General features: G+C 58.8%; 21 protein-coding genes. 19 read left to right on the top strand and 2 right to left on the bottom strand.

The window, feature by feature from the left end; all coding sequences use genetic code 11:
* The first annotated feature begins 8 nt into the window (after positions 1–8).
* The 15 genes from FG99_RS29990 to FG99_RS29925 all read left to right on the top strand — a co-directional run bounded on the left by FG99_RS29990 (position 9) and on the right by FG99_RS29925 (position 13,639).
* The gene (locus tag FG99_RS29990) at positions 9–353 is read left to right on the top strand and encodes a TIGR03745 family integrating conjugative element membrane protein (protein WP_051879421.1); all 345 of its coding nucleotides are present in this window, start codon (positions 9–11) and stop codon (positions 351–353) included.
* Positions 354–368: 15 nt separating this feature from the next.
* The gene (locus FG99_RS29985) at positions 369–749 is read left to right on the top strand and encodes a TIGR03750 family conjugal transfer protein (protein ID WP_043273885.1); all 381 of its coding nucleotides are present in this window, start codon (positions 369–371) and stop codon (positions 747–749) included.
* Between the two features lie 2 nt (positions 750–751).
* Positions 752–1,408 (top strand): PFL_4703 family integrating conjugative element protein, encoded by a 657-nt coding sequence (locus tag FG99_RS29980; RefSeq protein WP_043273884.1) that lies wholly within the window; start codon positions 752–754, stop codon positions 1,406–1,408.
* A gap of 5 nt (positions 1,409–1,413) precedes the next feature.
* A complete protein-coding gene (locus FG99_RS29975; protein WP_371263893.1) occupies positions 1,414–2,307 on the top strand; it encodes a TIGR03749 family integrating conjugative element protein in 894 nt (297 codons plus the stop codon).
* Complete coding sequence (locus tag FG99_RS29970) at positions 2,297–3,802, top strand: TIGR03752 family integrating conjugative element protein (protein ID WP_043274005.1); 1,506 nt, start codon at positions 2,297–2,299, stop codon at positions 3,800–3,802. The genes FG99_RS29975 and FG99_RS29970 overlap by 11 nt, the downstream gene beginning before the upstream one ends.
* Before the next feature lie 37 nt (positions 3,803–3,839).
* Positions 3,840–4,223 carry a TIGR03751 family conjugal transfer lipoprotein gene (locus FG99_RS29965; RefSeq protein WP_371263892.1) on the top strand — a complete coding sequence of 128 codons (384 nt, stop codon included), beginning with the start codon at positions 3,840–3,842 and terminating at the stop codon, positions 4,221–4,223.
* Positions 4,223–7,219 (top strand): conjugative transfer ATPase, encoded by a 2,997-nt coding sequence (locus FG99_RS29960; protein WP_043273881.1) that lies wholly within the window; start codon positions 4,223–4,225, stop codon positions 7,217–7,219. Before FG99_RS29965 ends, FG99_RS29960 begins: the two co-directional genes overlap by 1 nt.
* On the top strand, positions 7,216–7,515 hold the full coding sequence (locus FG99_RS29955; protein ID WP_043273880.1) for a hypothetical protein: 300 nt from the start codon (positions 7,216–7,218) through the stop codon (positions 7,513–7,515). Before FG99_RS29960 ends, FG99_RS29955 begins: the two co-directional genes overlap by 4 nt.
* Positions 7,512–8,162: a DsbA family protein gene (locus FG99_RS29950; protein ID WP_043273879.1), complete on the top strand. Its 651-nt coding sequence runs from the start codon at positions 7,512–7,514 to the stop codon at positions 8,160–8,162. The genes FG99_RS29955 and FG99_RS29950 overlap by 4 nt, the downstream gene beginning before the upstream one ends.
* Before the next feature lie 88 nt (positions 8,163–8,250).
* Complete coding sequence (locus FG99_RS32370) at positions 8,251–8,874, top strand: hypothetical protein (RefSeq protein WP_141678359.1); 624 nt, start codon at positions 8,251–8,253, stop codon at positions 8,872–8,874.
* A gap of 144 nt (positions 8,875–9,018) precedes the next feature.
* Positions 9,019–9,447, top strand: a complete 429-nt coding sequence (locus tag FG99_RS29945; protein WP_051879419.1) for a TIGR03757 family integrating conjugative element protein — start codon at positions 9,019–9,021, stop codon at positions 9,445–9,447.
* Complete coding sequence (locus FG99_RS29940) at positions 9,444–10,379, top strand: TIGR03756 family integrating conjugative element protein (protein WP_043273878.1); 936 nt, start codon at positions 9,444–9,446, stop codon at positions 10,377–10,379. Before FG99_RS29945 ends, FG99_RS29940 begins: the two co-directional genes overlap by 4 nt.
* Positions 10,380–10,401: 22 nt before the next feature.
* A complete protein-coding gene (locus tag FG99_RS29935) occupies positions 10,402–11,757 on the top strand; it encodes an integrating conjugative element protein (RefSeq protein WP_043273877.1) in 1,356 nt (451 codons plus the stop codon).
* A gap of 5 nt (positions 11,758–11,762) precedes the next feature.
* Positions 11,763–12,119, top strand: coding sequence for a hypothetical protein (locus FG99_RS29930; RefSeq protein WP_043273876.1), 357 nt, complete (start codon positions 11,763–11,765; stop codon positions 12,117–12,119).
* Positions 12,116–13,639 carry a conjugal transfer protein TraG N-terminal domain-containing protein gene (locus FG99_RS29925; protein ID WP_043273875.1) on the top strand — a complete coding sequence of 508 codons (1,524 nt, stop codon included), beginning with the start codon at positions 12,116–12,118 and terminating at the stop codon, positions 13,637–13,639. The genes FG99_RS29930 and FG99_RS29925 overlap by 4 nt, the downstream gene beginning before the upstream one ends.
* A 57-nt stretch (positions 13,640–13,696) precedes the next feature.
* Here the strand turns inward: FG99_RS29925 and FG99_RS29920 are convergent, their stop codons facing one another.
* Entirely contained in the window at positions 13,697–14,047 is a 351-nt protein-coding gene (locus FG99_RS29920) for a hypothetical protein (protein ID WP_043273874.1), read from the bottom strand.
* Positions 14,048–14,161: 114 nt separating this feature from the next.
* On the opposite strand from FG99_RS29920, the gene FG99_RS29915 reads away from it, so the two are divergent.
* Positions 14,162–14,443 carry a type II toxin-antitoxin system ParD family antitoxin gene (locus FG99_RS29915; RefSeq protein ID WP_043273872.1) on the top strand — a complete coding sequence of 94 codons (282 nt, stop codon included), beginning with the start codon at positions 14,162–14,164 and terminating at the stop codon, positions 14,441–14,443.
* Complete coding sequence (locus tag FG99_RS29910; RefSeq protein WP_043273871.1) at positions 14,440–14,805, top strand: type II toxin-antitoxin system RelE/ParE family toxin; 366 nt, start codon at positions 14,440–14,442, stop codon at positions 14,803–14,805. The genes FG99_RS29915 and FG99_RS29910 overlap by 4 nt, the downstream gene beginning before the upstream one ends.
* A gap of 118 nt (positions 14,806–14,923) precedes the next feature.
* Here the strand turns inward: FG99_RS29910 and FG99_RS32365 are convergent, their stop codons facing one another.
* Positions 14,924–15,211 carry a hypothetical protein gene (locus FG99_RS32365; RefSeq protein WP_141678358.1) on the bottom strand — a complete coding sequence of 96 codons (288 nt, stop codon included), beginning with the start codon at positions 15,209–15,211 and terminating at the stop codon, positions 14,924–14,926.
* 145 nt (positions 15,212–15,356) lie between these two features.
* On the opposite strand from FG99_RS32365, the gene mobH reads away from it, so the two are divergent.
* Both mobH and xerC read left to right on the top strand, forming a co-directional pair.
* Positions 15,357–17,258, top strand: a complete 1,902-nt coding sequence (mobH, locus tag FG99_RS29905) for a MobH family relaxase (RefSeq protein ID WP_141678357.1) — start codon at positions 15,357–15,359, stop codon at positions 17,256–17,258.
* Entirely contained in the window at positions 17,255–18,511 is a 1,257-nt protein-coding gene (gene xerC, locus FG99_RS29900) for a site-specific integrase (RefSeq protein WP_043273869.1), read from the top strand. Before mobH ends, xerC begins: the two co-directional genes overlap by 4 nt.
* Positions 18,512–18,902: the final 391 nt, after the last annotated feature.

Raw genomic sequence — 18,902 nt, 5'->3', positions numbered from 1 at the left:
GTACACCAATGTCCAAGCTGCCCTATTCCCGTGCACTCACCCTCAGCATGATCCTGCTGAGTTTGCCCGGGCTCGCCAACGCGGCCCTTCCGCAGGCCCAAGCCCCCAGTCGGGGGGAAGGTTCGAACTGGCTGCAGACCATCCAGAACTATGGCTACGACGGGTTCATGCTGCTGGGCCTGATCATTCTCGGTGCGATGATCCTAGGCGTCTCCTGGCACGCCTATGGCGTCTACCACGACATTCACGACGGTAAGAAAAAGTGGCGGGATCTGGGCGCTACCGCCGTTGTGGGCATCGGCATCATCTGTGTCGGCATCTTCATGGTCACAAAAGCGACCGGCATCCTCTGAGGAAGGTTTGCAACCATGGCCGACGACCAACACCTTGACGACGGGACCCTCAAGTTCCTTCCCACCAATCTCAACAGACAGCCCGTGATCATGGGCGGTCTGACTGCCGATGAGATGTGGGGCACCGTCTTCCTCAGCGGTGCGGTCGGCTTTGCCTTGGGAATCCCTGTCGCGATTCTGTCCGGCAACTTGGCACTGATCATCGCTGGTGCCCTAGCAGGCGGGGTGTTGGGGCTGACCGTCGCAAGCCGCATCCTGCGGAAGATGAAGCGCAACCGACCCGACACCTGGTTCTACCGCCAGGTGCAACTCTACATTGCCCAATACGCCCCATTCTGGGGTGACAGCGGGCTGATCACGCGCTCCGGCGCGTGGACCTGTCACCGCACGGAGTAACCATGAGTTTTCGCAAGAAGGTGGACGCCCAGCAGGCGCACATCCTGAGCCTGCGCCTGGCCCTGGGATTCATGACCATCGTGTGCCTGGCACTCGCATACGGGTGGTGGAAAGCACCGAAGGACCTGACCGTGCACGTCCCTCCGGATCTGCGCTCGGGTAGCACTCGTAAGTGGTGGGATGTACCGCCGGAGAGCGTCTACAGCTTTGCCTTGTACATCTTCCAGCAGATGAACCGCTGGCCGAGTGATGGCGAAGTGGACTACCAGGCCAACATCGACCGACTGGATGCCTACCTTACTCCCGGTTGTAAGACCTACCTGCAGAAAGACTTCGAGCTACGTCGCAACGCGGGCGAACTTCGCAAGCGCGAGCGCGGTGTCTTTGAAATCCCTGGTCGCGGTGTAGATGACAAAAATGAGCAGCACACCATCGTCCAGACCATTAACGATTGGACCGTGAACCTCGACATTGCAGCCGATGAGCACTACGGGGGAGAGCGCGTAAAGCGCGCGCTATCGCGCTATCCCCTCCATATCGTTCGTGCGGACCTTGACCCCGAACGCAACCCCTTCGGCCTGCAGTGGGACTGCTACACCAGCAATCCGGTGCGGATCGAGGTTGACAACGACATTACCGGACCAGGTGGCCAGCAATGAAGATCATGCTTCGCTGGGGCGGTGCCCTGTCCTTCTTAATTGCTGCCAATGCGCAGGCGGTCGAGATACTGCAATGGGAGCGCATCCCCCTCGCGGTGCCCCTGCGTGTCGGCCAGGAGCGGATCGTGTTCGTCGACCAAAACGTGCGGGTGGGTATGAAACCTGAGCTGGTCGGGAAGCTTCGAGTGCAGAGTACGGGCGGCGCCATCTACCTGCTCGCCAACGAGACCATCGCTCCCTCTCGCCTGCAGCTGCAGAACGTCGCCAACGGCGAAATCGTGCTGGTGGACATCGCGGCCACCGCGGCACAGGACGGTCAACCTGCACTGGAGCCTGTGAAGATTGTCGCTGGAGATACGACGCCAACCCGTTATGGCCAATCGCCCAACACCAAACCCCAAAGCACAGCAGCGACCACTACTACTGGGCAGCCAGAAGAGGATGCGCCCCCGGCGCCGCAGCATGAAACCCCCTCCCCAGTAGTGCTCACCCGGTACGCGGCCCAAATGCTGTATGCCCCGCTGCGTACTGTTGAACCTGTTGCGGGTATTGCCCAGGTGCGCATCGATCGGCGAATTGACCTGAGCACACTGCTGCCGGTACAGCCGCTGGAAGCAAGTGCGCTGGGCGCCTGGAAGCTGGATGGCTTCTACGTGACCGCAGTCAAGCTGCGCAACACCAGCTCGCAACAGCTCAAGCTGGATCCTCGCGACCTGATGGGCAACTTCGTTGCGGCCACCTTCCAACACCCCTACCTCGGTGCGCGGGGCAACGCGACGGACACCACAACCGTCTACCTGGTCACCCAGGGCAAGGGGCTCCGCGAGTCGTTGTTGCCTGCATCCATCAGCCAGGTAGATCCGAAAGGAGGCCAGCGTGGCAGCAACTCTGAAAGGTAATCCCCTCCTGAAGTGGCTGGCCGTCCCCTTCGGCATATTCGTCATCGTGATACTCACGAGCCTTACCAAACACAAAGGCGATGACGCCACGCCCGAGGAAAAGCCCAAGATCGGCTCTGGCCAGGCCAAGGCGCTGGGTGTCGACGGCGACACGCCCAGTGACACCCTTCGTACAGTTGTCGCGGAAAGTCGGCAGCTGAAGGACCAGATGACACAAGCCCTGAAGGATAACGGCGAGCTCAAACGACAGAACGAGGAGCTGCAGGCCCGCCTGGGCAACATCAACCAGACCGTGGATCAACGCCTCAACGCCGCCCAACAGCAACTGCAACAGCACTCCCAGGAACAGAGCCAAGGCATCCTCGACAAGCTGCAGAAGCAGATGGATACCCTTTCCAAGCGCGAGTCTGGAATGGAAAGTGCCAACTCTACAGGCAGCGACCTGCCGATCGGCTTCGGCGTCCAGCCAGGCGATGGCCAAGCATTCCAGCACAACGCCAGCTCCAAACAGGACATGGTTTGGATTGAACCCCAGGATGCTACGGCTTTGGATGCCAGCGGCAAGCCGCTCACCACTGGCTCAGGACAATCCGCCAGTAGCTTCAGCTTCCCGTCGAGCTTCGGCCAGGCTGCCGACCGAGGACAGAACATCCTCAACAACAGCGCTCACAGCGTTGGTGGCGAAATATCGCCGCAAGACGCCCGTAAGCAGGTCCGGAAGACGTACACGCTGCCTCAAAACTCAACGCTGATGGGATCGGTGGCCATGTCTGCGCTGATCGGCAGGGTTCCGATCGACGGTACCGTGAACGATCCATACCCGTTCAAGGTACTGATCGGCCCGGACAACCTGACCGCCAATGGCATCGAGCTGCCCGACGTCGCCGGCGCGGTGGCCACCGGTACTGCTTCCGGCGATTGGACGCTGTCTTGCGTGCGCGGTCAGATCCGCAGCCTCACCTTCGTATTCAACGATGGGACAGTGCGGACCTTCCCCGCTCCGGCCGAGGAGGCGAACGGCACCCAGAACAACAACCAGGCCAGCAGTGGAAATGGTCAGCAGTCCATCCAGGGCGGCCTTGGCTGGATCAGCGACCCTTATGGCATCCCCTGCATCTCCGGCGATCGCCGCTCCAACGCCAAGGAATACCTGACCAACCAATCGCTGGTCACTGCCGCCGGCGCCGGCGTCGCCAAACTGCTGAAAGCGGACGACAGCAGCAGTTCCGCGGTGTTCAGCAGCAACGGCACATCGTTCGGTACCACCGGCACCTCAGGGAACTCCGCCATCGGCAGCATCCTGTCGGGGGGGGTGAGCGATATCCGGTCCTGGATGAACAAGCTGTACGGGGAGGCGTTCGCCGCTGTCTACGTTCCGCCCGGGGCGAAGGTGTCCGTCCATCTCGATCAGCAACTGGCGATCGACTACGAGATCAAGGGCCGCAAGGTCGACTACACCGCTGGAGCTTCGCATGTTTCCGCAAATCTTGACTGAGCGCCGGGCAGCCGTTACCGCCTGGCTTGCGCTGGCCATGCTCTGCAGTGGCTGCTCAACCAACAAGGACGAGCTGCTCCCCCATGGTGATACCAGCATGATGGATGTATGGCAGCAGGGGACAACCGGGAGCAGCGGCAGCTCCAGCAGCAGATTGCTGCTGGATGCGCGGCAGGAGCTCCGCCGCCCAATCGACGTAAGGCAGGCAGCAGCCACGAACGACAATGACGAGTTCACCCGCACTGCGCAGAACGAGATCTACAGCCAGTTCAAACGTCTGCCGAACCCTGACCTGGTCATGTACGTGTTCCCACACCTCGCAGGATCTGATCCAGCACCGGTCCCCGGTTACACCACGGTCTTCCCGCTTTACCAAAGGGTGCAGTACGCGATGCCTGGCGAAAGAACGGAGGAATATTGATGGGCCTTTTTGAACGTCTCCGTGGACGAGCCCGGGCAGAGACGGTCGAGCCCGTTGTCGAACTCGACAATCACTCCGACGAGTATCTCTCGACCCAAGAGCAAGACCCGCAGCCAGCACCTGCTGACCCAGGTGAAATTGAAGCAGCGACCGAACGCCATCTGGAGCGCCTTGCCAACCTCGGCATTCCGCTCCCAAACGACTGGCGCAATCCGAAGGAAAAACCAGCCACCGATGCTGACGTAGCCCGCATGTACGATGTGGCTCCATCCTTTGTGGACCTGCTGCCGTGGGTGGAGTTTCTGTCGGCCGAGAAAGCGATGCTCCTCGAGGACGGCCGCTCACAGGCAGCCTTCTTCGAGCTAACCCCGATCGGCACCGAGGGCCGCGACTCTGCGTGGCTGCGCTCGGCGCGTGATGCTCTGGAAAACGCCCTGCAGGACTGTTTCGAAGAGCTGGAAAGCTCGCCTTGGGTACTGCAGCTATACGCCCAGGACGAAACGAGCTGGGACGAGTACCAGGAAACCCTGCGGTCCTACATCAAGCCCAGTGCAGCTGGCAGCGAATTCACCGAGCTGTATAGGTCGCTGTTCAAACGGCACCTGGAATCGATCTCCAAGCCCGGAGGACTGTTCGAGGATACGGCCGTCAGCAAACTGCCTTGGCGCGGCCAAAATCGTAGGGTTCGCCTGGTCGTGTATCGGCGGGTCGCCAAACAGGATAGCGTCGTGCGCGGCCAGGCTCCCGGCCCCTACCTGGCTGTTATCTGCGACCGCCTGGAGGGAGCCCTGGCCAACGCCGGCGTGATCGCTAAACGTATGGATGGCCATGCCATCCGCCAATGGCTGATCCACTGGTTCAACCCTCATCCCGATCATCTCGGTACCAGCGACACAGACATCAGGCGCTTCTATGAGCTGGTCTGCCAGCGTCCAGATGATCTTCCCGAGGACGAGTTGCCACTGGCCAGCGGGACCGACTTCGCCCAGAACCTGTTCTTCAGGGAACCCTTGTCCCAAATTGAAGCCGGGCTCTGGTCATTCGACGGCATGCCGCATCGAGTGGTCATGCTCGATCGCCTGCGCGATGCCCCGAAAACCGGACACCTGACCGGCGAGACGAAGAAGGCTGACGCACTCAACTCCCTTTTCGACCGGCTGCCCGAGGACACGATCCTCTGCATCACCATGGTGGCCACGCCACAGGACTTGCTGGAAGGGCACCTGGAACAGCTGTCGAAGAAGGCCGTAGGCGACACCCAAGCCTCCGCCCACACTCGCGCCGACGTTGAAGAGGCCCGAAAACTCCTTGGGCGTAAGCACAAGATGTATCGAGCCAGCGTCGCCTTTTACCTGCGCGGCGCCGACAGGGCTCAACTGGAGACCCGGACCACCCAGTTGAACAACGCCCTTCTGGGCGCCGGCATGCTACCGGTCCAGCCTCAGGACGAAGTCGCACCGCTCAACAGCTACCTGCGCTGGCTACCCTGCAATTTCGACCCGAACGAGTCGCGAGCCATGGACTGGTACGTGCAGATGATGTTCGTCCAGCACATCGCGAACCTCGCCCCTATCTGGGGGCGTTCCACTGGTACTGGGCGTCCCGGCATCACGCTGTTCAACCGAGGCGGCGCGCCCCTCACCTTCGACCCCTTGAACCGCCTCGACCGGCAGATGAACGCTCACTTGTTCCTGTTCGGCCCGACTGGTGCCGGTAAATCAGCCACAGCCACCAACATCCTCTGCCAGATCACGGCAGTCTACCGGCCGCGCCTGTTTGTCGTGGAAGCGGGCAATAGCTTCGGCCTGCTGGGCGAGTTTGCGAAGCGACTGGGCTTGACCGTCAACCGCGTCCGCCTCGCTCCAGGTTCTGGCGTCAGCCTGGCCCCATTTGCCGATGCCATCCAACTGGTGGAACGCCCCGACAAGGCGAAGGTGTTAAACCCGGAGGACCTCGAAGCATCCGACGCGCACCTGGCCAGCGCTCTGGACGGTACAGAAGATGAACAGCGCGACATCCTCGGTGAACTGGAAATCACGGCCCGCCTGATGATCACCGGCGGCGAGCCTAACGAGGACGCCAGGATGACGCGTGCGGACCGCAGCGCGATCCGCCAGTGCATCCTGGACGCCGCGGCGACATGCTCGACGGCGAACCGGGTTGTCTTGACCGAAGATGTGCGCGATGCCCTGAAAGCCATGGCTGCGGATGAATCCATCCCGGAGAGCCGTCGAAACCGCTTCATGGAAATGGCCGAGGCCATGCAGATCTTCTGCATGGGCACGGAAGGTGAAATGTTCAACCGCGAGGGAACGCCCTGGCCCGAGGCCGACATCACCATCGTCGACCTGGCAACCTACGCTCGGGAGGGTTACCAGGCGCAGATGGCCATCTCCTACATCTCCCTCCTCAACACGGTGAACAACATCGCTGAGCGCGACCAATTCAAGGGCCGCCCACTGATCTTCTTCACCGACGAAGGCCACATCCAGTTGAAGGTCCCGCTACTGTCGCCCTACGCAGTGAAAATTACGAAGATGTGGAGGAAACTCGGGGCGTGGTTCTGGATGGCCACCCAGAACGTCGACGACGTCCCCCCCGAGGCCTCAGCCCTGCTCAACATGATCGAGTGGTGGATCTGCCTGAACATGCCGCCGGATGAAGTCGAGAAGATCGCTCGGTTCCGCGAGCTGACGCCAGCCCAGAAGACGATGATGCTGTCGGCCCGGAAAGAGAACGGCAAGTTCACCGAAGGTGTCGTTCTGGCCAAGCGCATCGAACTGCTCTTCCGTGTGGTTCCTCCGAGCCTGTACCTCGCGCTTGCCATGACCGAGCCGGAAGAAAAGAAGCAGCGCTACGACATCATGAAGGCTATCGGGTGCGATGAGCTCGGTGCGGCCCTGGAGGTATCTGCCGACCTTGATCGAAAGCGCGGCATCACCCCCTACCCCATTTCATTTTCTGTAACAGCGAAGGCCGTGGAGCGCCAGGCATGAGAGTTCTCAATTCCCTGACCCAGAACCTGATCGAAAACCTGACCCAGTTGCTCAAACATCCTGGGCAAGAAGCCCTGCAGACGCTTGAGGTGTGTGCTCCCGTACTCATCGATGAGCTGCAGCAGATCAAAGAGCGCGCAGTCGATCGTCGCGACATCGGCCCCCAGATCCAGGCCGCCCTAGACGAGTGGCTGCAGCAGCACCCCTTACCGGAAAAAGCCCAGGAGGCGTTGATCGAGGCTCTTCGCCGGCAGTCCTTGATTCCATCAGTGCCCCCTTCGGGGCCAGAGCAATGAACGGCATCATCAGCTCTTGGCGAGCCGCAGCGATGCCTACGCGAGTCAGCATTCAGTTGGTACTTCTTGTGATCGCCGGCATCGGCGTTTGGTGGCCTTGGTCATCACCTGCAGCAAACGGCCCCTGGCTGTATGGATCTCCAACAGCTAGGTGGACGATCACCGAATATGCGGATCTAGAGTGCCCCTACTGCAGGTCCTATACACCCCAGCTGAAACGCTGGGTGAGCCAGCAGCCTGACGTGAACCTCAAATGGCATCACTTTCCTCTGCAGATACATGGTGTTGCAGCAGTACACGAAGCTCGCCTCGTGCATTGCGCAGGCACACTCGGCGGTACGGCCTCCTTCTGGAACGCTGTGGATCAGGTACTTGCGCGCACCGGCAGCAACGGACAGGGGATTCCCAGTGACTTCGCGATACTGGGACTCGACAGCGCGAATTCGAAGGCCAAATTGAAGCTCTGTGCGAACAGCAGCGAAACCGCCCTGCATATAGAGCAGGAGTTTTTCGATGCTCAACAGAAAGGAATCCAAGCTACCCCCACCTTGGAGATCACCGACAACAGAACCGGACGATCCGTTAGGCTCGAAGGCCCGGCAGACAGCACAACACTGCTTTCCGCGGTCGATAGCCTTACCAGGTAGCACAGCAGCGTCCTTGTAGATCAGCAGCCGCCACTACTAGCTCTTTGATAGTATTGAGATTGCAATACCTGGCCTAGATGGAACTTGGATGAAAACGCTCAATTTCAGCAACGCGACAGTCAACCTGGAAACCCGTACTGGTGTCGTTCTCTCTACTGACAAGAGATCTGAGACTCAGATCAGCTCTCATGGGGGTGGCGGATACGTTGGCTCCAACGGCGGCTATGTAGCACCTCCACGAATCAGCTCAAGGACCGTCGAGATTCATGAGTTCTGGATCAAGGATGAAGCAGGTAATGAAGTACCTGTCCAACTTGCCGGAGCGAATCTGCCACTTCGTATCGGTCAGACAGTCAGCGTAATTGGCGCTTGCCGCCCGAACGCCGAGCAACTGTTTGTGGCAGCAGTAGTCAATCACAGTTCAGGTACCACCACACGGGTCCTTAGCAATGAAGACCTGGCTGCAAGCCTGGGGCTTACTCCCGACACCTACGCCAAACCGCTCGCATTCTTCGGTGCTGTAGTCGCCGCCATAGGATGGTGGGTGGTACTCAACTTTTTAGTTGTTGGCGCGGGGGCCGGGTTAATCGGGTTCGCAGCCTATAGAGCGTTTCAAGCCTCGCAGAAGTATCCTGGCTACGTCGGGAGCCTAGACCACGCCGTTCGGGAGCTGGCTATAACCGCAACGACCAAACAAAAGAGCGCTGCTTAACCTCGCCAGCACGAGCGAGCTCAGCTACTACTGGGAGTCCGAGGGCGACGGATTAAATTCCCGCCCTCGCGATATTCATTTCCTGCTGCATAGTCACCCTCTGTTCCGTTCTCCTGCACCTGAACAACTACCAGGTGCAGCACCATGTTCAACTTCTACTCGACCGGCCTGTGGCGCGCTGTGGCGGTGCTCTGCGGAGCGATCGCCTCTGCCACCTCTCACGCCGAAACCTGGGTCATCACCGACTCAGCGCATCCAGTCAACCTTCCTGCAGGCGTCGGAATTCGGCTAATTCAGCTGGATGAACAGCATCGCCTCGAGGAGCAGCTTTCCCACCTGCTGCCGGCCAACCCTCAGATGGCCGCAGTAGCTGCGCAGAAAGTTCTGAATGGCCCGGAAGGCGCACGTATTCAGCAGGACCTGATCAAGGCCCAACAAGGCCTCACCGATGCCTGGAGTGTGGGAGTCGAGAAGCTGCCTGCAGTGGTTGTCGACCGCAAATACGTCGTGTATGGCCAACCGAATGTTGCCCTAGCCCTGCAGGCCATCGAACACTCGAGGGAGACGCGATGAAAAACTCCCCTATTCGCCTCTTGGCTGCGGCAATCGCTGCCTGTGCATCGTTTTCCACGTCGGCCGCGATCAACTCAGCAGCGATCATCAGCTCGTCGCTATCTCCCGACTGCCTCGAGTACAAAGTCGTTGGGATTTGCTACTGGCTGTTCTGCACCCCCTACGGCTGTAAGGTCAGAACCTCCACCAAGGTCCGTCACTACATCCCTGACGTCGTGGTCTCTGCTTACGCCAACACTGGCGACAACCCCTGGACGGAGATGAGTTCGCTCGGCGCGCCCAATGCGTCTGCGCAGGCCGGTAACGATGGCACCACGAACCACAACAACGAGAACAACAACATCAAGTTCAAGGAGGCAGATGTCATCGGCCACCCAGGTGGCTCCCTCTTCAGCCGATTTGCCAGCGCCTCGGGATACGCATGCAAGGGGGCAACCACTCCGTTCATGCCCTACATGCTCAGCACGCTGGATACGATTGCCTGGCGATACGGCATTCCAGAGTCGGTCTATCCGGAATCGCTCACTCCGGGGATGCGTGAGGTCGGCGGAATGCTTTCTGGGGACCTCTGGGGCAGTGTCTATCCACGCAGCGGCTTCCTACACCAGAGCGACGACCACAAGGCCGGCGCGGTAATCGCTCAGCGAGCAGGCGATGTCACCACGCGCTACGGCCAACCTCATCTGTACATGCCTATCCGAGCCACACCAGAGGAAGGCTACTGGCCCGCCGGCGAGCTCCTCGAGGGCGACGCCACCACTGGCAAGTGGCAGGAACTGACTCCGACGCTGTCGACGACGTGCGCGGTGTTCCCCAACGGCGGTCCGCAAGTTCAGGCCGAAGACGAAGCCTACGCCTGGGCGCTGTGGCGCCCCTACTCCTGCTGTCAGCGTCGCGGCCAGACATTCCTGGGCAGCACCGATTTCCAATGAGCATCAGTCACTGGAGCACCATATGAAACACATCACCAAAGCAATTGGAATCGCCCTCAGCTTGAGCAGTACCGCAGCACTCGCCGTTGACCCCATCAAGGTTGAATCGCAGGGCAGCGTGATCGGAGACGACGTGCTTTACAGCATCGGCGGCGGAAGCGCGGTGACAATGGGTAGCGCCGGTCAGATGGAGAGCATCACGGTCGGCGCCGGCTGGCAGAACAACCTGGTCTGCGGAAACATGAGCCTGAACAACACTCTGGAGAACCAGCTGAACGGCGCTACTCAAGGCTTCCAGAACATCATGGGCTCCGTCATTCAGAACGCTACCGGAGCAGTTTCATCGCTACCTGCACTCATCCTGCAACGCGCCAATCCGGCCCTCTACAACCTGCTCACTAACGGTATCCTGCAGGCCCGCCTCGACTACGACAGATCGAAGGGCAGTTGCCGTGCCTTAGCCGAAAGCATGGCCGACATTGCAGGTAACCAGATGGGGTGGGGCAAAGTCGCCGAAGGCCAAAAGATGGGCCAGGAACTGACTGCAAACTCCGACGCCGTCGCCGTCATGGAGAAGACCGAGAGCGCTTACGGCAATTCCGGAGTCACTTGGGTTGGAGGATCTCAGGCTGGCGGCTCGGGCCAGCAGCCTATCCGGGTTGTAAGCGATGTAACCAAAGCTGGCTACAACCTGCTCAACAGTCGGTCGGTAACCGATACCTCAAGCATTCCGAAGGATGCCTGCTCCAATGGGCTGGTCTGCGGCTCCTGGGAATCCCCGGCCAAAGCCGCAGAGTTCGCCACACGCGTACTCGGTGAGCAGCAGATCCAGACCTGTGAAAACTGCTCCAGCGCATCTTCGCCTGGTGTCGGACTTGCCCCCCTGATTCAGGAAACCTACGAGACCAAAATCCAGGCCCTGCAGGAGTTGCTCAAACCAGGGGCAACGATCACTGCTGAGAAATTGCGTGATGCTGGCAGCGATTCCTTGCCTGTCACACGCGGCGTAATCATGGCGCTGCGCGACGAACGCGACCAGTCGGTATTGGCCCAACGCCTGGCTTCAGAGGTCGCCCTTGCGGACGTACTCGAAAAGAGCCTGCTGCTCCAGCGAATGCTGATCACCGGCAGCAAGGAACCCAACGTCAATATGAACAAGCTAGCGGTGGATGCTGTTCTCGGAAGCACGGACACGTTGCAACAGCTGATCACCAACTTGAAGACAGAACTCGATATGAGGCAGCAACTCGCCAAGAACTCGCCGATGGCCATCGTCGAGCGCGGCCAATCTCGCGCCGAGAACTCCAGAGCGGTGCTTCCTGGAGCTCCTGAAACCGATCGCCTGCAGCAGTTGCAGAAACCCGCGACCAAGGAGTGAGCCCGATGGACCAGCAAATCACCAAAAAGGCCGGACTGCTCAAGGGGGTGGCCATCAGTCTGGCGTTCACCTTGGGCCTCGTCCTGGTGAGCATCGTGCTCAGCATGATCGTCATCAACCACCTGGGCGGTGTAGAGCTCTGGCTGAACTGGCGACAAGACAACTACCTGTGGCTGCTGGCCTGGAGGATCTGTCTATACGTGATGCTCGCCACCTTCTGGTTGAAGTTGAAAAGCCGAATGCCCCCTCTTGAGGATGGCCAAACAAAGAACCGCATGCTTCGCATCGAGCTCCTGGTAGTGTTCCTTGCTGTGATCATCGAGCTCGTCAAAGCCCCGGTAAGCTGGGGTGACCTGCTATGACCCTCTACACCAACGATTACCTTGAGTATTACCTCACGCTGGTCGGCTGGATCATAAACAACGGCATCTGGAACATGATCTCGGACACCGGCCTGTTTGCCCTTCCCTTTCTGATCATCATCGTCCGGGAATGGCTGAAGGTTCGTGGGGAAGGGGCCGACGAAGGCAACAAGGGTGTCCTGTCCCTCGCCCGCATCGAGACGCAGATCTACGTCGGATACGTGGTGGTCTGCCTCGGGGGGATTCCCACGGTGTCGGTGGGGCTGGACACCATCCAGTTCGACCAGGAACGCGCCCAGCAGTGCCAAGTCACCTTGCCGAAGCCAACTGACACCGGCTGGAACACCACATTCAGTTCGATAGCTGGCAAGAGCGCGGAGCTCCCAATCTGGTGGGCTTTCATGCACGCGCTCTCCAAGGGCTTCACGAACGGCGCTATCGCTGCCATTCCCTGTGGCACAGACCTTCGCCAGATGCGCATGGATGTCGACTCGACGCGGATCAACAACCCACTCCTCGCCCAGGAGGTGGCGGACTTCACCCATGACTGCTTCGGCCCCTCGCGCGCGCGGCTGTTCATGAGGCAGCCAGACTTAGGCTCGATGGCCGAAGACAAGAAAGCGCTCCAGGACCTCAACTGGATCGGTTCGCACTACTTCCTGAACAACAGTGGTTACTACGACACCGATTACTCGAGGACGCCCCGGGCTGCGTGGCCTTATGATTCTCAGCGTGATGCCGGCATGCCGGAGGTCACAGGCGGAGGCGGCTATCCCAAATGTAAGCAGTGGTGGTCCGACAGTAGCATCGGCCTGCGCGATCGGCTGAAGGCCCAGGTCGATCCGGACCTTCTGACCCAGTTTCTCGGATGGGCAAAGTGGCTATCGCAGGAAGAGGTAACTGACTCGCTGATTCGACAGTTGGTGTCACCATCCAACCAAGTTAACGGCGACGTCTATACGGACTATGGCGGCCAGGTAGGAGGGACACTCTGGAACGGACTCTCACGTGCAGGCGGAACCTTGGGTATAGCAGTCGGCTCGTTAGCCTACTTCCCAGGAATGGATATGGTTCGTCAAGCGTTACCGATGGCCATGGCGTTCTTGAAGATGGCCTTGGTTATTTGCATCCCTATAGTTCTAGTAATTGGCTCATACCAGTTACAAGTCGCCATGACAGTCTCAGTCATTTTCTTCGCAATGATATTCGTTGATTTCTGGTTTCAACTTGCCAGATGGATCGATAGCACCATTATTGATGCTATGTATGGCTCCGGCTCACCCCATCTATCGTTTGACCCAGTGATGGGAATAAACACGGCAACTCAAGATACCATCTTGAACTTTGTTATGGGGGCAATGTTCCTCATACTTCCTGCCTTCTGGATTGCGGCAATTGGTTGGGCCGGAGTGAAAGCGAGCGGTGCTTTAGATGGCCTGGCGAGCGCCACTAGGGACGTCAAGAAATCAGGAGAGAACGCGGGGGGAATCGCCCAAGACGGAATCAAATCCTTTAAATAGGGAACTGAAGATAGCTAGCCTTGGAGATCAGGCCAGAGCCCCCTCTAGGGCTAGATATCAGTCATCACTGCTGTGCAGATACTCGCCATCGATGTTCCCCCAGCTGTCCAGCTCCCGACCAAAGACATCGCGACCGTAAGGGGCATCTTTATCTTCAGAAAAGACACCTTTGAGGACGTCAGCATCACCCCTCACCAAGGCATACAGAGCAAGACCAAGACAGCCAACAGTCAACAATGAGCCGAGAAGCCAGCTGAAGGAGTTCACAAGAACCACCAGCAGCGCCGTTACGAGGAAAGCCCTTTTTACCCAACGAAGACCGACTTTCCGATCGTTCATGAAGAACCGCAGGGTGCGTCCAACACCGAAGCCAAGGCGGCTGGCAAATCCTTTGGTCACTGCAGTCATGGTCGTTCTCCTCGCCTTCGGGAAGGCACCGTGATATCAGATATACGCCGTTTTTTGCATTTCCGCAAGCATCATGGCATAAAACGCCATACCAATCTTTACCCGGAGATCGTCATGGCCACCCATAACGTCGTACTGCCTCAGCCCATGGAGAAATCCATCGATGACCTCGTGAGCGAAGGTCGGTACCAGAATTTCAGCGAAGTCGTCCGCGCCGGCTTACGTCTGCTCCTCGAGCGCGAGGCGGAAGAGTCAGCCAAGCTCGTTGCGCTACGCAACGCAACGTCAAGCGGCATCATGCAACTAGATGCCGGCCAGTTCGTCGAGATTGCATCCGATACTGAGCTCGAGCAGTACCTGGAAGAACTGGGCCAGCTGGCGAGCACGAAGCAGTGAGCTCGCCCGCATTTCGCCTATCTCTCGACGCTCAAACTGACCTGATCGACATCCTCCGATACACCCAAGCGAAGTTTGGCGAGAACGCTCGGCGTCGCTACCAAGGGCTAATCCAGGCTGCCTTCGTCTCAGTTGCTGCAGAGCCTGAGCGAATCGGCAGCCTTGATCGCAAGCAGTTAGCAGCAGGCTTGCGCAGCTTGCACCTACTCTACTGCCGCACCGAGTCGCAGAGCGGCCGTGTAGATAGGCCACGGCATGTCGTCTTCTATAGGCTAGGCAACGACCAGGTCGTCGAGATCGTCCGCATTCTCCACGATGCCATGGAGGTTGAAAGGCACCTGCAGCAGGTTCCCGCAAGCTAAATGGCCCAAAGGGGAAATGGGTTGGAATAGATAATGGAATGGTTCAGAAGGGTAAAAGCCCTACCCGAAAGGGCGACCTCCGGCCGGGAAGGGCTTTTCAGAGTGGATCTATTATTTACTATGAGAAGCTAATTAGCTCACCAATCCGCAGCCCTGTTTCAACAGGGAATACTTTCAAATTGTACACGACATTATTTTCAATCGTGACAAACCCAACCATTTCTATATGCTCAGACCTTTCAACTTTAAAGCTAAGACTGCCATAGACTGGAGCTCCAGTATCTTTATCTACAAGCTGCCAAGCTCGGCCATCAGACGCTGGAACTCTCTTGACATACAACGTATGCCGTAGTCCATTGTCACCGCATATTAAAACTTTTGTCGGCTGATCCTTCGTTAGTTCCATAAACCTCTCCTTACATGAGCTCAACTGGCCACGGTGATGGCATTTTGCCTCAAAATCACCGAGAAAGGAGAATACGCTTTTCTATGGATAACCCGCTGTCAGTTGGTAGAAAACCCTGCTCCATGCATATGCCTTGGAGCCCCGCATGCCCCTCCTCGCCTGGTTCAGCCGGAAACCAAAATCCGCTGAGCCACCGTCAGAAGCCTCCCCGCAGGGCTTCCACTTACCCGCGCGCGCCTCTGACCTCTTGAGCCTGCCTCGTCGACAGCAGCTTCTGGAGAACATCTGGCGCCGCGCTTCGCTGTCACGCCAGCAGTATGACGCCCTCTACCGACAACCGCTCGAGCGCTTCGCCGAACTGGTCCAGTTACTCCCTGCCTCGGAGAATCACCACCATGCCCATCTTGGCGGCCTACTGGATCACGGCCTGGAAATCGTCGCATACGCCCTGAAGATCAGGCAGACCTATCTCCTCCCGATCGGAGCTCCGCCGGAGTCCCAGTCAGCTCAAGCGGAAGCCTGGTCTGCAGCAGCGGCCTACGGGGCGTTGATCCACGACCTCGGGAAGATCGCCGTCGACGTGATCGTCGAACTGCAGGGCGGCGGGACGTGGCACCCCTGGCACGGCCCGATCACCAAGCCTTACCGTTTCAGATATGTGAAAGGCCGTGAATACCAGCTGCACGGAGCTGCCTCCGCACTCATCTACGCGCAGATCCTCGACAAGGGCATCTTGGACTGGCTCAGCGGATTTCCCGAACTCTGGAAGCCACTGATCTACCTGCTCGCTGGCCAATACGAGAACGCTGGCATCCTGGGAGAAATCGTCGTGAGGGCTGACTCAGCCTCCGTCGCGCAGGAACTCGGCGGCAATCCCGACCGCGCGCTGGCAGCGCCCAAACAGTCACTGCAGCGGCAACTGGCGGAAGGACTGCGCTACCTGGTGCGTGAGAAATTCAAGCTGAACCACCCTGATGGCCCTGCCGATGGCTGGCTGGCCCAGGATGCGTTGTGGCTCGTCAGCAAACCTGCGGCTGATCAGCTTCGAGCTTACCTTCTGGCCCAGGGCATTGAGGGAATCCCCAGTTCGAATGCCCCATTCTTCAACATGCTCCAGGACCAGGCTGTTATTCAGACAAACTCCCAGGACAAGGCAATCTGGAAGGCTACCGTCGACAACGGGCGTGGCTGGAAGAACACCTTCACGATGCTGAAAATCGCGCCCGCCTTGATCTGGCCAGACGCAAAAGAACGGCCAGAGCCCTACGTGGGAAGCCTCACCCTGGAACACGAGGACAGCAGCTCCGCTACCGCGGAGGAAACTACCTGCAGGATCCCTGACGAACCACTCCAGCCTGCTACCGAAGGCGATGTAACTGGCGAGCAATCCCCTCCGCCGGCACCCCGTAGAAAAACGTTACAGCCGGCTCCCAACGATGCGTCAAATATCCGTCCATCAGAAGTAGACGAATTATTGTCACTATTTGGTAATATCACCGCGCCATCAGAAGAGCTAGACAATAGCCCCGGCCGAACGGCCGCTCCAACCATGCCAATGGAAGACCAGGAGCAGGCTCAAGACTCTTCCGAGACCCCTGCTGGGTCTCCTGCACCAGAAGACACGACTGCAATGCCTACCAGTAGCCACTCACTGGGACAGGGATTCGTTGCCTGGCTGAAAGCAGGGATCGCTTCCCACCGAATCATCATCAACGATGCCAAGGCCCTCGTTCACACGGCCGATGGCACCGCAATGCTCGTCACACCGGGGATATTCAAACGCTATGTGCTCGAGCACCCCGACCTGGAAAGGCAGGCGACAGCGCAAGGAGTGAAGTCCTGGCAGCTGGTCCAACGCGCATTTGAGAAAGAGAAGCTGCACCGAAAGACCGCGAAGAGCCTGAACATCTGGACCTTCGATGTAGTCGGCCCGCGCAAATCCAAGCAGCTGCGCGGGTATCTTCTCCGGGATCCGCATGCAGTTTTCAATGAGGTCCCTTTCGACAACCCGAGCCTGGCCCTTCAAGCTGACGGAGCCACGCAATGAAGCCTATCGAACTGGTCGAGGAGTACATCCTCGACCACGATCTGCGCGAAGCCAGCGCAAAGATCTACAAAGCGGCCATGAAGGCGCTAGAGCGCTTCTTCGGGCCGGCAGTCGACGTCACAACCATTGAGCGCCGGCAGATCCTGGCCTGGCGCAACAAAGTCATCGATGGCGGGCTATCCAAAAGAAGCTGGAATACATACTCCAACCACCTGCGTACCGTGTGGGGCTACGCTATCGAACACAGCATCCTGCCTCAGGCGATGGTCAATCCCTTCAAGAAGACCACTGTCGTGGCGCCAAAGCGCCCAAGCAAAATCGTCGCTGGCGAGGCGATACACCGAGCGCGGCGCTGGCTGATGTCTCTTGCGGATGAAGAGCACTGCACGAACCAGCGCAGCCGGATCACCCCGGCCTGGTTCTGGCTCGCCACCTTTGAGATGTTCTACTACACCGGGATCCGCCTGAACGCCCTCCTCTGCCTGCGCCTGCAGGATGTCGACTGGAACAACCAGCTGATCCTGGTCCGAGGCGAGACCGAGAAGACGCACCGTGAATTCCGAGTGCCGATTGTGGAAGGCCTGGCTCCACATATTGAACGCCTCCTGCTCGAGGCCGAGAGGCTCGGCTTCTCGCAGAAGGATCAGTTGTTCAACGTCAACAGATTCTCCCCGCATTACAAACGCGCAGAGATGAACTCCGACCAAGTCGAAGCGATGTATAAAAAGCTGATCGACAAGCTCGGCGTCAGGATGACTCCGCACAGATTCAGGCACACGCTAGCCACCGATTTGATGAAGCAGCCTGAAAGGAACATCCACCTAACGAAGAGCTTGCTGAACCACTCGAATATCGCCACCACGATGAGCTACATCGAGGCCGACTACGACCACATGCGAGAGGTACTGCACGAACGCAGCCTGCATCAAGGTGCTCTGCAGTTGGTTCGGCACGCCGATGAAACCGGAGCACCAGGAACCTGCGAACCTCAGGTGCGAGAGCTGCGCTCGACAGAGCAGCTGCAGCTCGAACATGGCCGAGCCGTTCTCGCGGATCCTGCTACCCAGGAGATGGCGGCCGCGCTGATGCAGCTGCAGTTCGACCGAGCAGGTACAGAGCCATCCTTGCCTCCCGAGGAATTGTTCACGCCCAGCTTGCTCTTCACCATCATGTCGAGCACTGCTACAACGCCCTATTCTCGAACTGGATCAGCAGGAAGCTCTACGCGTTTCGCGGCAAGAGCCTCGCCATAGCGCAACGAACCGACGAATGGCAAAGCGCCATCACCGGCATCCACTCGCGACATCCTCATAGGGAAAATCTGATGCAGCTCCTGGTGCTTGAATTCTGGCGCCAGGCCTCTGGCTGCGCGGATTCCACCCAGCTAGACCGCCTGCGGCATTGTCGCACCAGCGGCGCTGTCCTACGCCCAAATAGCTGATTTCACTGGCCCAGAAACGAAAAAGCCCGCCTTGGAAGGCGGGCTATTTCATATTGACATCACAAGGGAGCGAGCCTAAGGTTCGCTCCAGACGGCTGCAAGACTAGAAATCTGGCTGGCAAGCCCCCCTTCCTAGTACCGCACAACCGCTGCGATAGTGGTGGGTCGTGTAGGATTCGAACCTACGACCAATTGGTTAAAAG

It is taken from the genome of Pseudomonas sp. AAC, from assembly GCF_000725445.1.
Taxonomy (GTDB): Bacteria; Pseudomonadota; Gammaproteobacteria; order Pseudomonadales; family Pseudomonadaceae; genus Pseudomonas; species Pseudomonas citronellolis.
The sequence above is the reverse complement of the archived record's forward strand: the minus strand, read 5'-3'. Positions and strand labels throughout refer to the sequence as shown.